19 protein-coding genes and 2 other annotated features are annotated in these 21732 nt (G+C 38.8%); all 19 genes read right to left on the reverse strand.

Annotation, left to right across the window (positions count from 1 at the left end; all coding sequences use genetic code 11):
* Positions 1–73 precede the first annotated feature (73 nt).
* The 19 genes from rny to thiI all read right to left on the reverse strand — a co-directional run bounded on the left by rny (position 74) and on the right by thiI (position 21724).
* Positions 74–1654 carry a ribonuclease Y gene (gene rny, locus FC85_RS01695; RefSeq protein ID WP_057863838.1) on the reverse strand — a complete coding sequence of 527 codons (1581 nt, stop codon included), beginning with the start codon at positions 1652–1654 and terminating at the stop codon, positions 74–76.
* Between the two features lie 507 nt (positions 1655–2161).
* Positions 2162–3271, reverse strand: coding sequence for a recombinase RecA (gene recA / locus FC85_RS01700; RefSeq protein ID WP_057863839.1), 1110 nt, complete (start codon positions 3269–3271; stop codon positions 2162–2164).
* Positions 3272–3374: 103 nt separating this feature from the next.
* Entirely contained in the window at positions 3375–3842 is a 468-nt protein-coding gene (locus FC85_RS01705; RefSeq protein ID WP_057863840.1) for a CinA family protein, read from the reverse strand.
* A 363-nt stretch (positions 3843–4205) separates the two neighbouring features.
* A complete protein-coding gene (pgsA, locus tag FC85_RS01710; RefSeq protein WP_057863841.1) occupies positions 4206–4787 on the reverse strand; it encodes a CDP-diacylglycerol--glycerol-3-phosphate 3-phosphatidyltransferase in 582 nt (193 codons plus the stop codon).
* A 23-nt stretch (positions 4788–4810) separates the two neighbouring features.
* Positions 4811–5899 carry a helix-turn-helix domain-containing protein gene (locus tag FC85_RS01715; protein ID WP_057863842.1) on the reverse strand — a complete coding sequence of 363 codons (1089 nt, stop codon included), beginning with the start codon at positions 5897–5899 and terminating at the stop codon, positions 4811–4813.
* An 87-nt stretch (positions 5900–5986) separates the two neighbouring features.
* Positions 5987–7267, reverse strand: coding sequence for an EF-P 5-aminopentanol modification-associated protein YfmH (gene yfmH / locus FC85_RS01720; RefSeq protein ID WP_057863843.1), 1281 nt, complete (start codon positions 7265–7267; stop codon positions 5987–5989).
* The gene (yfmF, locus tag FC85_RS01725; protein WP_057863844.1) at positions 7245–8534 is read right to left on the reverse strand and encodes an EF-P 5-aminopentanol modification-associated protein YfmF; all 1290 of its coding nucleotides are present in this window, start codon (positions 8532–8534) and stop codon (positions 7245–7247) included. The genes yfmH and yfmF overlap by 23 nt, the downstream gene beginning before the upstream one ends.
* A 254-nt stretch (positions 8535–8788) precedes the next feature.
* Positions 8789–9640: an amino acid ABC transporter substrate-binding protein gene (locus tag FC85_RS01730; RefSeq protein WP_057863845.1), complete on the reverse strand. Its 852-nt coding sequence runs from the start codon at positions 9638–9640 to the stop codon at positions 8789–8791.
* Between the two features lie 15 nt (positions 9641–9655).
* Positions 9656–10291: an amino acid ABC transporter ATP-binding protein gene (locus tag FC85_RS01735; RefSeq protein WP_057863846.1), complete on the reverse strand. Its 636-nt coding sequence runs from the start codon at positions 10289–10291 to the stop codon at positions 9656–9658.
* Positions 10292–10304: 13 nt separating this feature from the next.
* Complete coding sequence (locus FC85_RS01740) at positions 10305–10949, reverse strand: amino acid ABC transporter permease (RefSeq protein WP_057863847.1); 645 nt, start codon at positions 10947–10949, stop codon at positions 10305–10307.
* Positions 10950–11101: 152 nt separating this feature from the next.
* Positions 11102–11333, reverse strand: a binding site (T-box leader).
* A 59-nt stretch (positions 11334–11392) separates the two neighbouring features.
* On the reverse strand, positions 11393–12199 hold the full coding sequence (gene minD, locus FC85_RS01745) for a septum site-determining protein MinD (RefSeq protein WP_057863848.1): 807 nt from the start codon (positions 12197–12199) through the stop codon (positions 11393–11395).
* Positions 12192–12875 carry a septum site-determining protein MinC gene (locus FC85_RS01750; protein ID WP_057863849.1) on the reverse strand — a complete coding sequence of 228 codons (684 nt, stop codon included), beginning with the start codon at positions 12873–12875 and terminating at the stop codon, positions 12192–12194. Before FC85_RS01750 ends, minD begins: the two co-directional genes overlap by 8 nt.
* Positions 12876–12893: 18 nt before the next feature.
* On the reverse strand, positions 12894–13418 hold the full coding sequence (mreD, locus tag FC85_RS01755) for a rod shape-determining protein MreD (protein ID WP_057863850.1): 525 nt from the start codon (positions 13416–13418) through the stop codon (positions 12894–12896).
* A gap of 15 nt (positions 13419–13433) precedes the next feature.
* Positions 13434–14282, reverse strand: a complete 849-nt coding sequence (gene mreC / locus FC85_RS01760) for a rod shape-determining protein MreC (RefSeq protein WP_186825051.1) — start codon at positions 14280–14282, stop codon at positions 13434–13436.
* 58 nt (positions 14283–14340) lie between these two features.
* Entirely contained in the window at positions 14341–15348 is a 1008-nt protein-coding gene (locus FC85_RS01765) for a rod shape-determining protein (RefSeq protein ID WP_147008442.1), read from the reverse strand.
* 160 nt (positions 15349–15508) lie between these two features.
* Complete coding sequence (locus FC85_RS01770) at positions 15509–16831, reverse strand: bifunctional folylpolyglutamate synthase/dihydrofolate synthase (protein ID WP_057863853.1); 1323 nt, start codon at positions 16829–16831, stop codon at positions 15509–15511.
* A gap of 132 nt (positions 16832–16963) precedes the next feature.
* Positions 16964–19630, reverse strand: coding sequence for a valine--tRNA ligase (locus FC85_RS01775; protein WP_057863854.1), 2667 nt, complete (start codon positions 19628–19630; stop codon positions 16964–16966).
* Positions 19631–19678: 48 nt separating this feature from the next.
* Positions 19679–19887, reverse strand: a binding site (T-box leader).
* Between the two features lie 27 nt (positions 19888–19914).
* On the reverse strand, positions 19915–20424 hold the full coding sequence (gene tpx, locus FC85_RS01780; protein WP_057863855.1) for a thiol peroxidase: 510 nt from the start codon (positions 20422–20424) through the stop codon (positions 19915–19917).
* Between the two features lie 82 nt (positions 20425–20506).
* Positions 20507–21724 carry a tRNA uracil 4-sulfurtransferase ThiI gene (gene thiI / locus FC85_RS01785; RefSeq protein WP_057863856.1) on the reverse strand — a complete coding sequence of 406 codons (1218 nt, stop codon included), beginning with the start codon at positions 21722–21724 and terminating at the stop codon, positions 20507–20509.
* Positions 21725–21732: the final 8 nt, after the last annotated feature.

Raw genomic sequence — 21732 nt, forward strand, 5'->3', positions numbered from 1 at the left:
CCTCGATATCCTCTAGTTTTCTTTTGCTAATTTTAACATTTATAAAAGAAAAAAGATCAGAATAACTGATCTTTCACCTTGCGTATTCGACTGAACGAATCTCTCGAATCACAGTTACTTTAATATGACCCGGATACTTCATCTCAGTTTCAATCTTTTGTTTAATCCTGCGGGCAAGAACAATTGCCTGAGTGTCCGTAATCTCTTCGGGTTTGGCAATCACTCTGATTTCTCGACCAGCTTGAATTGCATAACTCTTTTGAACCTCGTCAAAGCCATCGGTAATCTTTTCCAGACTATCCAAACGATGAACAAAGCTTTCAAGGGAATCACTATGCGCGCCTGGACGCGACACTGCAATCTTTTCAGCAACAGATACAAGCTCAGAAATAATAGTTTCTGGTTTGTGACCTTCTTGATAACCTTGAATTGCATCAATAACTACGGGGCTTTCATGATACTTTTTGGCCAAATCAACGCCAACTTGAACATGTGAACCTTGGACACCGTTGTTAACAGCTTTTCCGATATCGTGTAATAATCCTGCGCGTTTAGCTAAAGTAACATCCTCACTTAATTCTGCAGCAAAAGCACCAGCCAATTTTGCAACTTCAATTGAATGGCCTAATAAGTTCTGACCATGATAAATCTTAAAGTTCAATTGGCCCACTAACTTGATCATTTGAGGACTCATTGAATGAATTCCCAAATCAAATAGTGTCTCTTCACCAATTTCTTGAATTCGTTCGTCAAGTTCCTTCCGACTCTTATCAACCATTTCTTCAATTCGTGCCGGATGAATTCTACCATCCTTGATAAGCTTTTCAAGCGTCATCTTGGCAACCTCTCGCCGAATCGGATCAAAACCGCTTAATACAACTGCCTGCGGCGTGTCATCAATAATTAGATCAATACCAGTCAATGTTTCAAAAGTTCGAATGTTACGACCTTCACGGCCAATTATTCGACCCTTCATATCCTCATTCGGAAGACTGACAACTGATACAGTCGTTTCAGACACAATATCAGCAGAACTTTGCTGAATTGCTTCAACAATTAAATTCTTTGCGTTTTCATCAGCTTCGGTTTGAGCCTGATAGTAACTTTCTTTTACCATCCTTGCTTTCTCCTCCGCCAACTGATCGCTAGTCTCTTTTAAAATTAAGTCACGTGCCTCGTCTTGAGTAAACGCAGCAACTTTTTCAACTTCAGCCTGACGCTTTGCAATAAGTGAGTTTGCTTCTTCTTGTTGTGTAATTAAATTCTGTTGTTCACGATTAATCTTTTGCTCTTTACGATTGAGGGTACTCTCACGATGTTCGAAAGCACTATCTTTACGATCGAGAGCTTCTTCTCGCTGCAACAATCGATCCTCTTGTTTTTGAATTTCCGCACGTCGCTCTTTTAATTCCTTTTCAATCTTTGAACGATAGCGATGATTCTTTTCTTGAGCGGATAAAGTTGCTTCTTTCACGACTGTCTCGGCTTTTTTCTTAGCTTCAGCCAAAATACCATTTGCCGAACCAGTTGCTGTATGAAGTTCTCTTTCCTGAATCTTTTTTTGTGCAGACTTTCCGATAACAAAACTAATAATACCAACAAAACCGACAACAATAATAGCGATGATTGCGAGGATTACTCCAGCCATACTCATGGCTTCACCTCCAAATCATCATAAAATGATTGTTTCTAAATCAATTATAAGATGTTATTTGATTATTGACACAACTCTCATTTTAATGTTTATGCACCGCAGTGTCAATCATCTTATCGCGTCGGAAACAATAATTGGGTAATACAAATAAATATTAATAATTGATTTGTTATATGATGTGTTTAATTTGCTTCCTGAGGTTGGGAAAATAATCGTTTTGACCAGTGTCTGTTAATATAAACAAACACGATTATTACAGAGCAAAATGTGTGACAAAAGTCAACTTTCGGCCGCGTCATCTAATATTCAATTATTCCGTTCAGAGTACATTCGGATAATCCTGTTATCTCTGGAAGTTAAGCGCCTTTTGTCCCGCTCCGCTCTCACCCATTAAAAATCTTCGCTAAGTTTTGTTCCATTCAAAAAGGACTAAGATGTGAGTATGATACTCAATCTCAGTCCCAGGATAATTCAAATTCACGCTTAATGAAATTTCACAACAGTCAGTTACTTACCAATATTTAAATCGATATTGTCAGCCGGTTCTGGCTTCTTATCTGGCTTTTGAGGTGTCTTTTTGTCAGAAGGTTTGCTGGATGATTTACTATTGGCTTTATTATCAGTCTCATCTGGAATGCCATAAGCATCACGAACCTTCCTAAGAATTTCATCATACATATCCTGATGCTCTTCAAGATATGACTTAGCATTTTCACGACCTTGACCAATTCGCTCATCACCATACGAATACCACGATCCAGATTTGTCAACGATATCCTTATCAACAGCCATGTCAACCAATTCACCTGATTGAGAAATTCCCTTGCCATACATAATATCAACTTCAGCCTTTTTAAAGGGTGGCGCTACCTTGTTCTTAACGACCTTAATCCGTGTCCGGTTTCCAATGATATTTGTGCCATCTTTAATTTGTTCTGCACGACGGATTTCGAGGCGAATCGTTGCATAAAATTTCAATGCACGTCCACCAGGTGTCGTTTCTGGATTACCAAACATAACACCGACTTTTTCACGAATCTGGTTAATAAAAATTGCAATTGTTTTTGTCTTACTAATGGTTCCGGACAATTTTCTCAACGCTTGCGACATTAGTCTAGCCTGCAGTCCAACGTGAGCATCGCCCATCTCGCCTTCAATTTCAGCACGTGGAACCAATGCTGCAACTGAGTCAATGACAACAATATCCACAGCACCACTTGTAACCAAGGCATCAGTAATTTGTAATCCCTGTTCACCAGTATCAGGTTGTGATAAAAGCAGATCATCAATGTTGACCCCTAAATGGGTTGCATAAACAGGATCCAAGGCATTCTCTGCGTCAATGTATGCGGCGGTTCCACCACGCTTTTGAACCTCGGCCACTGCATGAAGTGCAACAGTTGTTTTTCCAGAACTTTCTGGTCCGTAGATCTCCACAATCCGACCACGGGGATAACCACCAACGCCAAGAGCTTCATCAAGTGCCAACGAACCAGTTGGGATTGTTGAAATCTCTGTATCGGCTTTATCACCCATTCTCATGATGGAACCCTTACCAAATTCTTTTTCAATATTTTTTAAAGCTTTATCTAAAGCTGCTTTCCTTTGGTCAGCCATTGAATTCCTCCCATTTTCTAAAACAGAAAAGTTTACCAGTTAACTATACTAATGATCATTAGAAAAATCAATAAAAAAGCGAACAAAAGTTCGATTAATTTGATTATTGAATTGCTTCAATTGCCATTTTTAGTCCAGCAACCACCGCAGCTTCGCGAATATCATTACGTTGACCCTTAAACTGAAACTTTTTAGCATAAGTTTGATGGGTTCCAAAAGCAATGCCAATCCAAGTTGTCCCAACCGGATTGCCTTCTAACGAGTCTGGACCGGCTGCGCCAGTGAATGAAACCGCTAAGTCTTTGTTCATAATGCTCCGTGATTGATTTGCCATCCAAATAGCAGTTGGTTCGCTCACCACACCATTTTCATCAATGACTTCATTGGGAATATTTAATAACTGCTCCTTGACATGGTTTGAATAAGTAACAAAGCCACCCTCGAACACTTCTGAAACACCTGGTACATTACCTAAAGTGCTTTGAAATTTACCAGCAGTAATGCTTTCAGCGGCAGTAATTGTAATGTGCTTTTTAAGTAATTGACTCACTAACTCTTTTTCTAATGACATTTGTATCATGACTCCCTTCATACTATATAACTACGAAGATTAAGGCTCTTTTCATTTAAAAGATGCCACTTAATTTAAAATTAAGCATCTGGATTACTTGTAACTATCGTTAATTAAATGCTACTAGTAATTATTGAAAAATAATTACCTAAAAATCGATTAAAGACACTAACCCGTTTTGACTGGTTGCTTGCTTTGAGCCAAATTAAGACTGGCAACAAATTTTCTTTGTCCCAGCCTTAATTGTGCATCCAAAAATAATAGATTGTAAAGTTATTGCAACAGTTAAAAACATTAATTTTTGAAGAAATTACTTTTGAGTCTTTGCCTACTAAATATATCCAAAATGAAATTTGAAAACTTCTAAAAGGAATCTGAAAAGACTGATCGGTTTTGAACAAAATAATCGATTCCTGAGTAAATTGTGAAAAATAGGCAAATGTACAAAAGAATTTGATCAAGTGGTATGTGAATTGCTGAAAAGAGTACGTTATTCAAAAACAACAGAATAATTGCCAGCATCTGGGTTGACGTTTTAATTTTACCTGGCCACGCCGCCGCCATCACCTGACCATCATTTTCAACTATTATTAATCTAAGCCCTGTCACCGCAAGTTCCCGACAAACAATAATTGCAATCACCCATGCGGGAACTTTATTGAACGCTGTCAAGAAAATAAAAGCAGTCATCACTAGCATCTTATCCGCTAACGGGTCGGCAAACTTGCCAAAGTTGGTCACTAAATTATTACGACGGGCAATCTGACCATCTAAAAAGTCAGTTAACGAAGCAACAACAAAAATAATAGTAGCAATCCACCTTGCATTCTGGATGACTGTACCAGCGATTGTCACATTTCCAGAGAAAATCGGGACTGCCAAGATTAAAATAAAAAATGGAATTAAAATAATTCGAAACACTGTCAATTTATTAGGTAAATTCATGATTAGCCTCCAACCATCATTCTCTAATATGAGTTATTTGTTGTTCCACCAGTCGTGTCTGTGTTACCAGTCGCACCAGTTGTATTAGATGAATTTGAGGTGGTTCCGGTAGTCCCAGTGCTCCCCTGAGTTCCCGTTGTCCCAGTTGTGTTGGAGCTGGTCGTGCCAGTTGTGGTTGATGTCCCTGTAGTAGTGGAACTATTAGTAGCGCTGGAAGTTGCACTTGCTTTACCAAATTGTAGAGTGATTACTCGAACCTGATTGGAACTGCCATCTGTTGGATCAGTCAGCTTTAATTTTTTACCAGCAACATAAATCACCGTCTGTGGTGCATTGCCAGTGTTAACCGTTGCGGTGGTCACGCTACTTGGAAGACTAACTGTGTGCGATTTTCCACCGGCTAAAGCAGCCTGCCATAAGGTTGTTCCATTTGCACTTACTGATGACCAGGCACTGCCACTACCCTTTGTTGCAATTTTAATTGCTATCTTTTTAGGTGCCCCACTGACTCGGTAAGTCACATTACTGCCAGAATCCGTTAATTTGGTAAAGGCGATCTTTTTGGTTGGCTTTTTAGTTTTCTTGGCCTTCTTTGCAGAGCTGGAACTCGTCTCTGCAGACGACTTTTTATTACTTGAAACAGAAACCTTACTTGTTTCAATTTGAGTTTTGTCCGTATTACGAGTGCTGTGAGCTGCTGCAACCCAGATGGCAATCAAAATAACGAGTACCACAACAGAAACCGATACAATTGGAATATATCGGCGAATCTTCTCATTTCGTTGATCAACTTTTCGTTGGGCGGATCGTGTTTCGGGATTATCACTATTAACTCGATCAACATATTCAGGATCCTCAGTATCGGGTAATTTGGTGTCAAATTGACTTAACAGTTCACTACCATCGAGACCGACTGAGTCAGCATATTGTTTAACAAATGCGCGAACATAGAACTCACCCGGTAATGCATCAAAATCATTATCTTCAATTGCAATTAGATAACGTTTTTGAATCTTTGTATTTTTTTGTAAATCGTCAAGTGTGTATCCTTTAGCCACTCGAGCATCATGCAATTTTTTTCCAATTGTTAACTTATCTTTTTCGTCGCTCATACTCATTCTCCATTACATAGATATTAATTTTTACCAACTCAAGTATATCATATGACAAATTCAGGCCATTTTTAAATAATTCATAAGTCATTGGTGATTCTTAATAACTTCTACTTGAATCGATAAATGATTAAGAAAGCGTTCTGAAATCATTTGAACATCTTTCAACGTTAATTGTTTAAGAATCGTAACCTCATCATAAATGGTTAGGGGTTCACCTAGGAATCCATCAAATTGACTCGAAATTGCCTCCTCAGAATCCATCATTGAAATGTAATTACCAAATAATTCATTTTTTTGAAGTTGGAATTCATCTTGCAACTCACTTACTTTAGCGGGAATTGTTTTGATAATCTTTTTGATTTCCTGAACGAATATAGATGGTTGACTGGTATCACCACTCAACATCGCAAAATGAAAGCCACGTTCATTTTCAAACTCCCATGAAAACGAATCATCAATCACACCACTATGATATAGTCTATCATACTCAATTGCGTTTTCACTGAAGAATAAATCGAACATAATTGATAAACCAATTTCGTACTTCAAACTATCTCGACCAGTCGGAACCTGGTCATTTCCACGCAAGCCAACGGATACTTTTGTTCTAGAGACATTCATGAGGTCGGTGTGAACAGCTTCGAAGAGAGTGGCTGAATAGTTGTTAATCCGTTCTATCCGAGGCGTTTGAGAAAATATTTTTCGAGCCTGATTGTCAATAATCCAACTCAAGGTTTCATCAGGATCCAGTTTCCCGGTGATGAAGAGTGACATATTACTTGGATGATAAAATGTTTGATAGGCCAGCTCAACATCATCTAGTGTAATGCTATCAACGCTTTTAGATGATCCAGCAATATCATTTGATAATGCAGAATCCGGGTATAATTGCCGAATTGTTTGAAAATAAGCCTGATTATTGGGATCGTTTTTATACATGTTAATTTCTTGATCAATGATTCCCTTTTCTCGGTTAACTTTTTCCTTGGTAAAATAAGGAATTTGAACGAAATCAAGAAGGATATTCAAATTATCTTTGAATGATTCCGTGGTCGAGAACAAATAGTTTGTTCTGGTAAAGCTGGTGAAGGCATTGGATTGCGCACCAGTTTTGTTAAAAAGCTCAAAGACATCATAGTCCTTCTTATCAAACATCTTGTGTTCAAGAAAATGGGCAATTCCAGCAGGTTGAACAACTTTTTTCCCATTTAGGATGAAGGATTGGTCCGTTGACCCATAGTTCACGCCTAGAATTGCTGTCGTTTTGTTAAACCCTGATTTAGGCTGCAAATAAACAGTTAGTCCATTTGGGAGTTTTTGAACCAACAATTGCTCGTCATAATCATGATAATGAATTATTTTCATTGTTAGCCCCCTGACTGTTTAGTGCAAAGATCGCTCTCAATTTAACTTTCGCAGCAATCTTCTTAATATCGTCTTTCGTTACTGAATTAATTCGTTCTTCCCAAACAGTGTCGGGATAGTCAATATTCATAATTTGTTGAATATAGCGTTTTTCAATAACCGCGGAAAGATGATCTGCTTCCGAACGATGCTGGTTAATCATTGATTGCTTAACACCATCCATTAGTTGATCAGAATAATCACCATGCAGCAATTTAGTGATTTGAGCAGGAATTAATTCTAGTACTTGCTGTTCATTTTGATAGTCGATCCCTGCTTGAACTGTCACAATCCCTGCCAAGGAATTATAACTGCTATGAATATCATAAGCTAGACTTGCCTTTTCGCGGACATTTGTAAATAGCAAAGACCTGGTTGAGCTTCCAAATAATTGGTTAAAGATAACTGCTGGAAAATATTGCTCATCCCCAAAGTAAACTGGTAGTTCATAACCAACATTTAGGATTGATTGCGAACCATCAATCTTTTCATTTGCACTTTGGAGGCTCTCCACTGGCTGGGGCATCACTCGCAATTCATATTTAGTAACCGGTCGATCAACAAAATACCGGAAATGTTCAACGCCTTGTAAAACCTCTTGATCATCAATTTCACCAGCAACTAGAATAGTTATAGCTGATGTTTTCATAACTTGTTGATAAAAACTATAAAGTGATTTTGAATCAAGCTCACTAATCTCACGGCCACTACCAAGAAGAAAGTTCCCGTGATCAGGATCATTTGGATAATACAACTTCTGTAATTTTAGAACGGCATAGTACTCCTTGTTATCTGCAATGGAATTTAGATAATTAACAAGATTATTCTGATGAATTTCAAAATATGCTTGATTAAAACCTACGCCTGAAATATAAGGCTTTTCGATCATCTCTTCCAAGAATTCCAAGATCTCGGTCATTAATCGTTCCTTAGAGGGAAGATATTTATCATTTGGAAAGGAAATCTTAATCTGGAGAGTATGCTGATTACCATATCGCAAAACTGTAACACCGTAACTTGCGCCATACATTCTTGATAATTGTCTTGAAACTAATAACTCACTGTGATACTTAGCCGAACAATTTTGTAATAGCTCCGCCAACATTGCTAATTTTCCATAATTTTGAGAATGTGCCGGAAAAGTAAAATTAATCAAAATTTTTGTATTCTTAAATTTTGTCGTATGAATGGTTCTTAACTTGACGCCATTAGCAACTTGATATTCCAATGCAGTACCTCCTCAATTAGTCACAATTTTCATACTAGAATAAATCGACATAAATCTCAATATTAAATGTAAATAATAACAAAAAATACAAAAATAAAAGCATGGTTATAATTACACATACCAATTATGGTATCGGCACCAGCATAAAAGAAAAGATCCGGTTAAAAACTGAATAAAATCAGTCTTCTAATCGGATCCATCCTTAGTTGTAAAAGGCAAGTCATTATTAGCCTAAATCACAAAACTAATGAAAACTAGTTTTTTATCAAAGGACTATTAGCATTCGTCCCAAACCACTTTTTATTGATTTTGGCCAATTGACCACTTTTAGCTAACCGATCAAGTCCAGCGTCAATTTTTTGTTTAAGTACCGTATCTCCTTTACGAATCCCAACTCCATAGTACTCTTTTGGAAATTCACTGGGAATTGTCACATAACTGTTCCGATTTTTCTGATGACCAATATAGTACCCCGCATAAATACTATCAATCAATAATCCTTGAATCCGATTAGCATTAAGATCAATAAATGCATCGGTAAAAGAGTCATATAAAATTGGTGAATGATTTTTTATTTTATCTTTTAATAATTTAGGCTTTTGGTCAATATCCATAGCGCCTGCTGATCCTGACTGAACACCAGCAACCTTTCCCTGCATATCCCCGAAATTATGAATGTCACTTTTCTTTTTAGTCACTAGAACCTGCCGATTAACAAGATACGGTTTGCTAAACATTACTTTCTTTGATCGCTGTGGATTAATTGAAAAACCATTCCAAATGAGATCAATTGTCCCGTTTCTTAACTCTGTCACATTCATTGACCAATCAATAGGCTGAAAGTCAACTTTAATCCCATATTGCTTAAAAACAGCTTTTGCCAAATCAACATCATAGCCAACAATCTTACCACTTTTAGTTCGAAAACCCATTGGTACGAAACTGTCATCAAGACCAATCACAATTTTTTTCTGCTTTTGAACAACGGACCAAGTGTCTGGATTGGTATCCAATTTTTTTCGATTTTCATATCGACATCCCGAAAGGATTAGCACAAACACAAGTAAAGCAATGATTAATGGGCTTTTTTTGATTATTTTAAACATAATTAACCCCTCTTCCTAATCGATTTGCTCAACCCGTTTAATTTCGTCAGCAACATTTTGGGCAAAGTCCATATCATGAGTCACAACAATTTGGGTCATTTCTTGTTTTTTTAAACTAAGAATAATTTCAGCAACCTCGTCACGTAATGCAGGATCAAGTGCTGAAGTTGGCTCATCATAACATAGAATTTTGGGGCTCATTGCCAATGCTCGAACAATTGCTACCCGTTGTTTCTGACCGCCGGAAAGCTGGTATGGGTAAAGGCTTTCCTTACCTTCCAATCCTAAGCGCTTGAGCAGCTCTCTTGCATCAGTTGTCACTTTTGACAAAGGTTCCTTCTTAACCAATGTTGGCGCTAAGGTAATGTTTCCCATGACAGTTAAATTTGGAAACAGTTGATAATCTTGAAATACAACTCCGATAATCGTATTTTTCTGGTCGGTTTCTGCCGGATCAAATTTCGTGCCATTCCAGAAAAATTCGCCTGAATTGACATGTTCCAAACCGGTAATACACCGCAAAAGGGTTGTTTTTCCAGCGCCTGATGGTCCTACGATTGCCATAATCTCATTATCCTTAACAGTCATAGAAAGGTCATCAATGACTGTTTTGGTACCAAATTTCTTAGTAAGATTTTTTATCTCTAACATTGTAATTCCCCTCCTATTGCCAAACGTTGGAACGCTTTTCAATGATCTTCAACACAATAGTACATACAGCAGTCAAAGCTAAATAGATAATACCAACCAAGATTAGTGGGATTAAAGTAACATCCCGAGCAGTTGCAACATTTCCTGCTCGTAGTAGGTCTCCCAAGCCAATCACATAAACCAACGAAGAATCTTTAACTAAATTAATGACTTCATTTCCAATAGAAGGTAATACAATTTTAAAAACCTGTGGAATAATAATTTTGCGAATTGTTTGCCCATAACTCAATCGTAGCACGCGGGCGCTTTCAAATTGTCCACGCGGTACTGATTGAAAGCCGCCACGAAAAATTTCACCAAAATAAGCAGTGTAATTCAGAATGAATGCGAAGATTGCGGCATCGTAACGTTCGAAAATAATTCCTAGAATCGGCAACCCGTAAAAAACGAATATTAATTGCAACAGCAATGGCGTACCACGCATTAGCCAAACATATAGATTAAGTAACCAGACAAGCGGTTTAAATTTGCTGATTAATCCCATTCCCACTAAAGCACCTAGCGGAATTGAAACAATTAGGGTCCAAAAGAAGATTGATAAAGTCATTTTTGTTCCGGATAATAACGCTGGTAAAATTTGTTCAATATATTGAATCATGTTGACATCCCTCCATAAAAAAATCCTCTCGAGTTTAATAACTCGAGAGGACGATAGTTTTCGCGATTCCACCTCAATTTGCAACAAGTTCACACTTATTGCCTCACGAAGTTTAGTTCCAAATAAAAAATCCCCTTAAGTCGTTATTGACTTAAGAGGACGATTATTGATCGCGGTTCCACCTCAGCTTTGTTCTTTGCTCATGCAAAAAACCTCAAGGAGTTTAGATACTAAACTTCAGCAATAACGTGCTCACCGCTTTTTCCTACTTGTTTCAGAAAAATGACTTACAGATGTGAAGCAATACGCCTAAACACTTGATTTCCAGCAATCTCAAGCTCTCTGTAATTTAATGCGTGTTACCCTTCTGATCAATGTCTTTAACTTCTTCAATTAATGTTGAATTCATAATAATCGGAAATGCCACTTTCGTCAAGAACTTTTTATCCCTTTTTGAACCAGTTGCCAATTTTCTTCCAAAACGATGGCTGAGTCTCATCCTTAAGTTCCATTAGCGGAACAGATTCCCCTTCCAGACGCCGAGCAATATCTCGATATCCTTGGCCAGCCGGATTATCAGGCTGTAAAACAATTGGCTCACCATGATTTGAAGTCGAAATTACCGCATCATCATCAATAATGATTCCCAATAATTCCACGCCCAAATGATGCGTGATTTCATCCACATCCATTACTGAACCATCTTTCATCATATGCTGGCGGATTCGATTAATAATGAGGTGTGGAGACTCTTGAAGTGGATGCTGTTCCAACAAGCCGACTACCCGATCAGCATCACGAACGGCGGAAATTTCCGGAGTTGTCACAATAATAGCACTATCGGCACCAGCAATCGCATTCATAAATCCCTGTTCAATTCCAGCGGGACAGTCAATTAGGATATAGTCAAAATCGGGCTTTAGTTCATCAACAATCTCGACCACTTGATCTTGATTTAAGGCTGACTTGTCAGCATTCTGAGCAGCTGGCAAGAGGTAGAGTAAATCGTCGAAGCGTTTATCCTTCACAAGTGCTTGCGCAAGCTTGGCTCGACCAGTTGCAACGTCAACAATGTCGTACATAATTCGGTTATCTAAGCCAAGAACAACATCTAAATTTCGTAACCCAATATCAAGATCCAGAAGGCACACTTTTTTGCCAAGCATTGCCAAAGCGGTTCCAATATTAGCCGAGGAAGTAGTTTTACCAACGCCACCTTTTCCTGAAGTTATTACGTACGACTTACCCATTCATGACTCCTCCTATCTGATTAAAGAACTTTGGATTTATCTGTTTTAAAGCTTCAACTTTACCATAATCAAGTACGTGTAAATCATTCACATAAATAACCGTACTATTATCAATTTTTCGGTTTGTATCATCCAATATCTCAAACTGTTCACCAATTCGAACTTGCTGAGCGTTATGTACATCCCCAATAATCATTTTATCTTCAAAATCTGGTGTTCCAGCCTGAATAACCCCTCGAACATCACCGAGCACATAAACGTTACCACTCACCAGAAGCTTACCGCCCTCATGAACTTTTCCGAGAAATAATACATCGCCTTGAACATGAACTTCCTGACCATTTCGAATAATTCGATCAACAATATGGACACTTTCTTGTTCCAGAATTCGATTGGATTCTTCCTTTGTAATGACATCGGAAGTAATCTTATGGACAGAAAAATAATCATAATTGGCAAATATCTTTTCAATTTCCGATCGGTCATCTGCCGACCATAATCGCATACCGGTATAAATGTCAAACGCAATTGTTTGTGGATTTGCAGAGGCCGTCTGAGTTCTTAAGTTATCAAGTAGATGATGCAACGAGACAAAAATGTCATCGACCTTAGCATTATCATCTAATATAATTTCGTACCCATCTTTGGTTCCCTTTAATACCGCCGGATCTTGCATTGTTTCATTCGCCCCCTCTTATCGTTTATGAGACCTGTATAATGCCCCAATCGGAAAATAAGATAATGCCATAAAGACAAGATTGAGAGCTAATGTCGGTGCCAGCGTATTTACCATAAATTCTGAGATAGAAGCGTCAGCCTCGCCGATAAACGCGTTTGCAACAAATCCCAGACTAACTAAAACTGTGATTCCTAAAAAGTATACCAAAAAGCCACTCAAAAAGTTTGGTGGCAGCATTTGGTACACTGTGTAACAAAGATAAACAACCAGTGGAAAGATAAACACATACACACCAAGCAACCCGGTATAGTACATATCGAATATGAAACCAATCACTGCAGCCCATAATTCAAGATGCAACTTTTGGGTATTGCCAAAGAAGACGGCTAAAATTAGCCATAGCAATGTTAAATTCGGCACCAATGCATTAGGATACTTAAATAAAGTTCCTGAAAACATTTGGCTGATTGAACCGTCCAGAAAAAAAGCAATAAACAAACCGATGATAAAAATAGCAGCGATCGGAACTCTTCGTTTCAACTATTATCCCTCCTATTAATCCTTAACGGCAATCGAGACAACCTCGATGTCATTTAAGTTTGCGGCTGGTTTAATATAAACTTTTTTGGCCAAGCCATAATCGTCCTGAGCAACTTTAGAAACAGTTCCAACATAAATACCCTTTGGAATTACACCTCCCAAGCCACTTGTGGTGACCCGGTTACCCTTTGACAATTTTGCCTTAGACGTAATGTTCCCCATCACAATTCGATTGGATTGTGAATCATAAGACGTAATAATCCCATTTACCACTTTGCCATCTTTTCCAACAATTTGAATGGCAAATCGATTGGAATTTTCGGCAGTATTGGAGACTAAAACAACCTTGCTATTTGTTTTATTAACTTCAGCAATCGTCCCAATTAATCCCGGTCCGGCAATCACTGGCATATCCTTTTTAACACCTGCTGCCTGGCCTTTATTAATAATCACTTGGCTTGCCCAAGATGAAGGCGTTCTCGTGATAACCGCTGCATTTATTTTTTGATACCCTGTTAAAGTGTTACCAACGTTCAATTGACGTTTTAACTGCTTGTTCTCTCGTTCCAAAACTTGATCTTTAACTTGTGTTTGTGTGAGTTGATCAACTTTTGATTTGAGCTGTTGGTTTTCTTGATAGGTGTTAAGTAAATTCTTAACAGAAACAAATCCGTGATCAATACCGTTCATCGGTGTGGCAACAATTCGGTCAGCGAAACCGACAATATCATTACCAAATTGTTGAATAATTGGCGGTGTATTCTGCTTGTTCCGAATAGCAACCGACAGGGTCATCATTCCAAAGCTAATGATCAGGCACACAATGACAATTACAAGTTTTCGACTGGAGAAAAATTTTTGCATAATTGCCTCCATTCGTTATTCATAACAAACAAGCCTTAATAATCAAAGGCTTAAGTGTTTATTGCTTTTTCTTCATGACATTGATGCTCTTTAGCGATTCGCCGGTTCCAATAGCAACGCAGTCTAGTGGGTCTGATGCAATTGAAACCGGAACCTGGGTAGCATCAGCAATCACATCTGTTAGGTTTCGTAAAAGCGCACCGCCACCGGTTAAAACAATTCCATGATCAATTACATCTGCAGCAATTTCCGGTGATGTTTCTTCCAGCGTTTCTTTAATTGTCGCAATGATTTCGGCAACTGCTTCATTGATTGCATTGTTAACATCAGTGCCGCTTACTTGAACGGTTGTTGGTAGACCGGTTACTAAGTCACGACCACGGACTGGAACACTTTCAATCTTCTTGGCAGCATCTGGAGAGGCTGATCCAATATCGATTTTAAGCTGCTCAGCGGTTCGTTCACCAATTAATAAATTGTACTTCTGGCGAACATACTGGGCAATTGCTTCGTTCAACTTATCTCCTGCCATTCTAACTGAACGACTGGAAACAATCCCACCCAATGAAATTGTTGCAACATCTGTCGTACCACCACCGATATCGACAACCATGCTGCCCGTTGGATCCATAACAGGTAATCCGGCACCAATTGCGGCTGCAAATGGTTCTTCAATGACATAAGCATCACGGGCACCCGCTACACGCGTTGCATCAATCACTGCACGCTTCTCAACAGCAGTAATTCCAGTCGGAACACAAACCATAACATATGGTTTACCAGATGAATGTCCCAAGGCTTTTTGAATAAAATATTTCATCATCGCAACTGTAGTATCATAATCAGCAATTACTCCGTCCTTCATTGGTCTAACAGCATTTATACTGCTAGGGGTTCGGCCAATCATGGCACGAGCTTCTTCACCCACGGCAATAATCTCACCGTTTTTTGTGCTCTTGGCAACCACTGAAGGTTCACGAAGGACAATTCCCTTACCTTCAACATAAACAATTGTATTTGCGGTCCCAAGATCAATTCCTATGTTTTTTTCCCCAAATCCGAACACGTTATCCATCCCTTCGTTGTCTCTCATGTTTTTGACAGGCACATTTAATTCGATTTGTTAGTTATTAATTGATTATTGTTTAACGAAACAAGTATATCATAACGAGTTAAAAAATAAATCAATTCCCAATAATCAAGCAATGATTTAATAGATTATTAAATTACGGCCGGTTTGTCTCTAAATACTTGCGAACGTCGGAAATAAAATATAGTGATCCCGTTATCAAAAGCATATCATCATCGTGCATTTTACTTAAAGTTGATTTAATCGCATCACGCCAATTTTTAATGGTTGTTACAGTTTCACCGTCTTTGATAACGTGATCCTTAACTTGATCCGGATTTGCCGCGTGACGGTTACCCGGACCTTTAAAGCTCGTTAAAATAATCGACGCGTTTGAAATTGTCCCCATTTTCTCTACCATTTTGTCTGCCTGCTTGTCTGCAAGAATCCCCATTAAGATAAAGACGTGTCCGGTTGTAAAGTTCGTTTGAATCAACGGGACAATTTGGTCTATCGCAGAAATATTATGGGCACCGTCAATCACAATCGTCGGCCGGCTGCTTATCTTTTCGAAGCGACCAGCCCATCGCGTTTCTTTAATACCATCAATCACACTTTGACGATTGACTACCGAATGGGTCTGACTACAATAAGTTAGATAAGCTTGAATTGCCAACCCAGCGTTATGTGTTTGATAATCGCCAAGCAAACTGGTTTGCAGATTATTAAAATGAAACGTCCCCGCCTCAAAATCAAACTGCTGAATCCAATTTTGAACGCCCCTTTCGACTACTCTAAAGTCAATATTGAACATTTGAATTGGACTTTGTTTCTCATGGGCAACGTGTTTAATAACGTTAAGTGGCTCAGGAGGAATGTTTCCAACGATGACCGGAACCCCTGATTTAATAATGCCGGCTTTTTGATACGCAATTTTAGGCAAAGTGTCTCCCAAAATGTGCATGTGATCCCAGCCGATGGTCACAATTACTGAGAGCTTTGGCAAAACAACGTTTGTCGAATCAAGCAAACCACCGAGACCCACCTCAATCAAAACAATATCCGCATGTCCTTCCGAAAAATATTTGAACATCATGGCAGTAATAATTTCAAATTCAGTTGGCCCACCTTCTGGTAATTCTTTATCAAGTTTTTCAACTTCAGGATAAACAAACTGAGCAAGCCTGAGAATCTCCGCATCAGAAATTGGAACACCGTTCACGCTGATCCGTTCATTAAATTTGATTAAAAATGGTGACGTAAAGCTGCCAACGGTATGACCATCAGCCTGCAGAATATTTCTTAAAAAGGCTAACGTCGAACCTTTTCCATTAGTTCCTGCAATATGAATCGCATTAATCTGCTTATCAGGTGCACCAAGATCATCCAGAAATCGACGCATCCGTTTCAGTGTGGGAATCTTTTTAAATTTTGTCCGACCATGGATAAATGATAAAGCTTCATCATATGAGTTAATCATCGTTCAACTTTTTCTCCTTAAATAATCACGTAAACCGTAACCAAGAAAAGAGGCCTAGGCAAAATAACTTTTGTCCCGGCCTCTTCCTTGTTGCATGACTAATTGTTCCAGAATACCTAATTCAAGTTACAATTAAAGTTCATTTGCAATCTGTTGCAGGCGATCTTTGGCTGCATCCAATTTTGATTGATAATCTGCTTGTTTCGTACGTTCTTCGTTAACAACTGTGTAAGGAGCATTGGCAACAAACTTTTGGTTAGCCAGTTTTTTGTCAGAACGTGCAACCTCAGATTCAAACTTGTCAACATCCTTTTGAACCCGGGCCTTTTCTTCGTTAAGATCAACCAACTCAGCTAGCGGTACATAGATTGTTGCGTCAGTGATAACGGCGGACATTGAAAGCTTAGGAACATCAACCTTTTCACTGATTGTTAATTCTTTCGTATGGCAAAAACGATCAATGTAGTCTCGATTATCTTCAAAAACCGATTTTAGTGTTGGATTATCTGTCTGAACCAGCATATCAATTGGTGATGATAAAGGTGCATTTGCTTCAGAACGAATGTTTCGAACCGCTTTAATCAGATCAATCAGAGACTGCATCTCGTTTTCTGATTTAAGATCCGTAAAGTCATCATGAGTAATTGGATATTCTGCAGTAACTAGTGACTTGCCTTCATGAGGCATCTTTTGCCAAATATATTCAGTTACAAACGGCATAATTGGTTGCAATAACCGCAACGTTTGGTCAAGAACATATGCCAAGATATTCTGGGTATTCTTCTTGAGCTTTTCATCGTTACCGTTCAAAGCTTCCTTACTCATTTCGATGTACCAGTCACAGAAATCAAACCAAATGAAGTCATATAATGCTCGGCCAGCCTCACCAAAATTGTACTTATCAAATAGTTCGGTCACATGGCTAATCGTTGCATTCAATCGGCTTAAAATCCATCGATCAGATAATTGCCACTCGGATTTTTCAGGAAGCGTTGGCTTATCAATGCCATCCAAATTCATGATAACGTAACGACTGGCATTCCAAATTTTATTGATAAAGTTCCAAGCAGAATCCATTTTATCATAGGTAAATTTCAAATCCTGACCTGGTGTCCCACCATAAGCTAAGAACCAGCGAAGTGCATCTGCACCGTATTTATCAATAACATCCATTGGATCAATCCCATTGCCCAATGATTTGGACATCTTACGACCCTGAGAGTCACGGATCAAACCATGAAGCAAAACATCCTTAAATGGGCGACGTTGAGTAAACTCCAAGCTTTGGAAAATCATCCGGGAAACCCAGAAAAAGATGATATCATACCCGGTAACTAATGTATCCGTTGGGAAATAACGTTTCATATCATCTGTATCTTCTGGCCAACCCATCGTTGAAAACGGCCAGAGTGCAGACGAAAACCAAGTGTCCAAAACATCAGGATCTTGGGTCCAATTTTCTGAATCCTTGGGTGCTTCCATCCCAACATAAGTTTCACCGGTTTTTTTGTTATACCACGCAGGAATCTGATGCCCCCACCAAAGCTGTCGTGAAATAACCCAGTCGTGGACATTCTCCATCCAATGTTCAAAGGTACCTTCAAAACGATCAGGGAAGAAATGAACTTTATCGTTAGTCTCTTGATTTTTAATGGCTTGTTCGGCTAATGGCTTCATCTTAACAAACCATTGTGTTGACAAACGAGCTTCTACTTGAACCCCAGTTCGTTCAGAATGCCCAACTGAATGGACAATTGGGTCAATTTTCAACATCAATCCCTGATCTTGTAAATCTTTGACCATTGCCTCGCGGGCATCGAACCGATCCATTCCTTCATACTTGCCAGCATTCTCATTCATTGTAGCATCTTGATTCATCGTGTTAATTCGCTGAAGATCATGACGATTTCCAACCTTAAAGTCATTTGGATCATGAGCAGGGGTAATTTTAACCATCCCGGTTCCAAAATCCGGATCAACATACTGATCCGCAATTATTGGGACTTCTCGATTGATTAGAGGAACGAGAACTTTCTTACCGACGATTGACTTATAACGATCATCACTTGGGTTAACAGCAACGGCCGTATCACCCATCATCGTTTCAGGACGAGTAGTTGCAATTTCAATATAATCCTTACCGTTAAACTTGGTTCCGTCAGTAAACGGATATTTAACGTGGTAAAAGGCACCTTTATCATCTTTGTGAATAACTTCGATATCGGACAACGCAGTTCGGGCTTCTGGATCCCAATTAATAATATATTCGCCACGGTAAATCAATCCTTTATTGTAAAGATCAACGAATACTTTTCTAACTGCTTTAGACAATCCTTTATCCAAGGTAAACCGCTCACGTTCATAATCAAGGGAGAGGCCTAACTTTGCCCACTGTTCTTTAATGGTTGCCGCAAAAGTGTCTTTCCATTCCCAAACCTTCTGAACGAACTTTTCACGTCCTAAATCATAACGAGAAATTCCTTGTTTACGAAGCTTGGCTTCAACCTTGGCTTGAGTTGCAATTCCTGCATGATCCATTCCTGGAAGCCATAACGTATCAAAGCCCTGCATCCGCTTCTTTCGGATAATCATATCCTGCAAAGTCGTATCCCAGGCATGGCCTAAATGAAGTTTTCCGGTAACATTTGGCGGTGGTAAAACAATTGAAAATGGTTTTGCCTTCTTATCACCACTAGGTTTAAATACCCCTTCATCAAGCCATTCATTATACCTGCCATTTTCTACGGCAGTTGGATCATACTTTGTCGACATTTCAGTTTTTGATTTTGTGTCTGACATAACGTCGCCCCTTTCTCTTATGTAACAAAAAAACACCTCATCCTGTAAAATTAGGACGAAGTGTTCGCGGTACCACCTAAATTGGGCCAAAAGCCCCACTTATTATCATGGTAACGGTTAGATATACCCGACCCGTTCTCAAAATTTGAACGAGTAGCTCACAAGTTACTTTCTCACAACAGTCGGTAAAAATCTCTCATCATTGATTTTCTTTCTGAAACCTCACTGGCGGATACTCTCTTGCTCAATGCATTAATTTAATTTTAATCTTACCCAACAATCGGCTAATCGTCAATACGCTTTGCCAATTTTTCTAAAGCCGATAATGCGTCTTGATAGTCAGGTTCATCAGTGATCTCAGGAACAATTTGACGATAAACAATCTTACCGGTCTGATCAACAATAAAAATTGTCCGAGCTAATGCGCCAAAATTTGGCATATACAGTTTCATTGCATACCCAAATGACAAGCTCTCGTCAGATAATAGTTGTAAGTTTTCGACTCCTTGAGCAGCACACCAATCTTTTTGCTGTTCAATCGTATTATTGGAAATTGTCAAAAAACGGGCATCCGGATATTTATCAGCTTCTTGATTAAACCGTCTTGTCTCGACTGAACAAACCGGTGTATCAATATCCGGGACCGTCGAAATAAGTGTAATTCGACCAACAATATCAGCCGTTTTAACCTTTTCAGATTCGGCACTTTCCAGTTTAAACTTTGGTAATTGTTCGCCTACTTCCGGCGGGTTACCAAATAATTTTTCCTCTTTACCATTGATAGTGACTTGCATCAAAAACACTCCCTTGGTGGTTGAATAAGCTTATACACAATGTAGCCCATTCGACCGAATTGCGCAAGTATTCTGAAAAAGTTTAAAGCAACTCGGCAAAAACATCTTCATTTTGATTCATAAATTCATCGCCGGGTTTAATATCGGTAATTTTAATGCCATCCATCGCCCGTTGCATTAATCCATCAACATCAATATAGCCCTCAAATTTCCGCGATTTTTCTAAATTCGGGTGAGTTTTAGGAGCTGGCGGTGTAAAAATTGTACAACAATCTTCAAAGGGCAGAATCGATAAATCATATGTTCCAATATTTTTGGCGATTTTGATAATTTCGGTCTTATCCATCGATACTAATGGTCGTAAAACAGGCATCGTCGTCACATCATTAATTGCCATCATGCTTTCAAGTGTTTGCGAGGCTACTTGTCCCAATGCTTCACCAGTGAAGACACCCGTACAATGTCGATTTTTCGTGATGGCAGCTGCAATTCTTAACATCATTCGCCGTTGAATGGTCATCAAATAACCTTCAGGAACTTTTTCTTTAATCGTTTCCTGAACTTCAGTAAATGGAACCTGAATGAACTGAATATTACCTGAATATTTTGCCAAAACTGACGTCAATTGTTTTGCCTTATTTAAAGCTTGTTCGCTGGTATAAGGCGGGCTGTAAAAATGAATCATATCAATTTTTACGCCACGTTTCATTGCTTGATAAGTTGCAACTGGGGAATCAATGCCACCAGAAAGCATCATTGTTGCCCGGCCGCCGGTCCCAACGGGAAGGCCACCAGCACCCTGAATCTTTTCAGAAGACAGAAAAGCGCCGTTCATCCGAACTTCGACTCGAATGGCAATATCTGGATGCTTCACATCAACTGAAATTCCATCAACATTCGTCAAAACATAGTCGCCTAGAATGTTGTTGATCTGATTAGTATTGTAATCGAAATGTTTATCTTGTCGACGTGTATTAATCTTGAAAGTTGCGCCTTCCCGATATTGCTCACGCACCATTTGCAGTGCAGTTTGTTTGATGGCATCCATATTCTTATCAACTTGAATAGAAGGATAGAAATTTTCAATACCAAAAACGCCCTTCAAAGCATTAATAACGGCTTCATCATCTTCATCATTTAATGAAACATGAAGTCGATCCCTCTGGGCTTTTACCTCAAGATTTGGGAATGGGTGCAAAACAGCACGAACATTTTTACCGAGTTGTTTGATGAAATCTTTTCGATTCTTTCCCTTAGTTGATAGTTCGCCGTAACGAACCATAATTTCTGAATAATGCATATTTTCTC

The sequence above is a fragment of the Lentilactobacillus diolivorans DSM 14421 genome (genome assembly GCF_001434255.1).
Taxonomy (GTDB): domain Bacteria; phylum Bacillota; class Bacilli; order Lactobacillales; family Lactobacillaceae; genus Lentilactobacillus; species Lentilactobacillus diolivorans.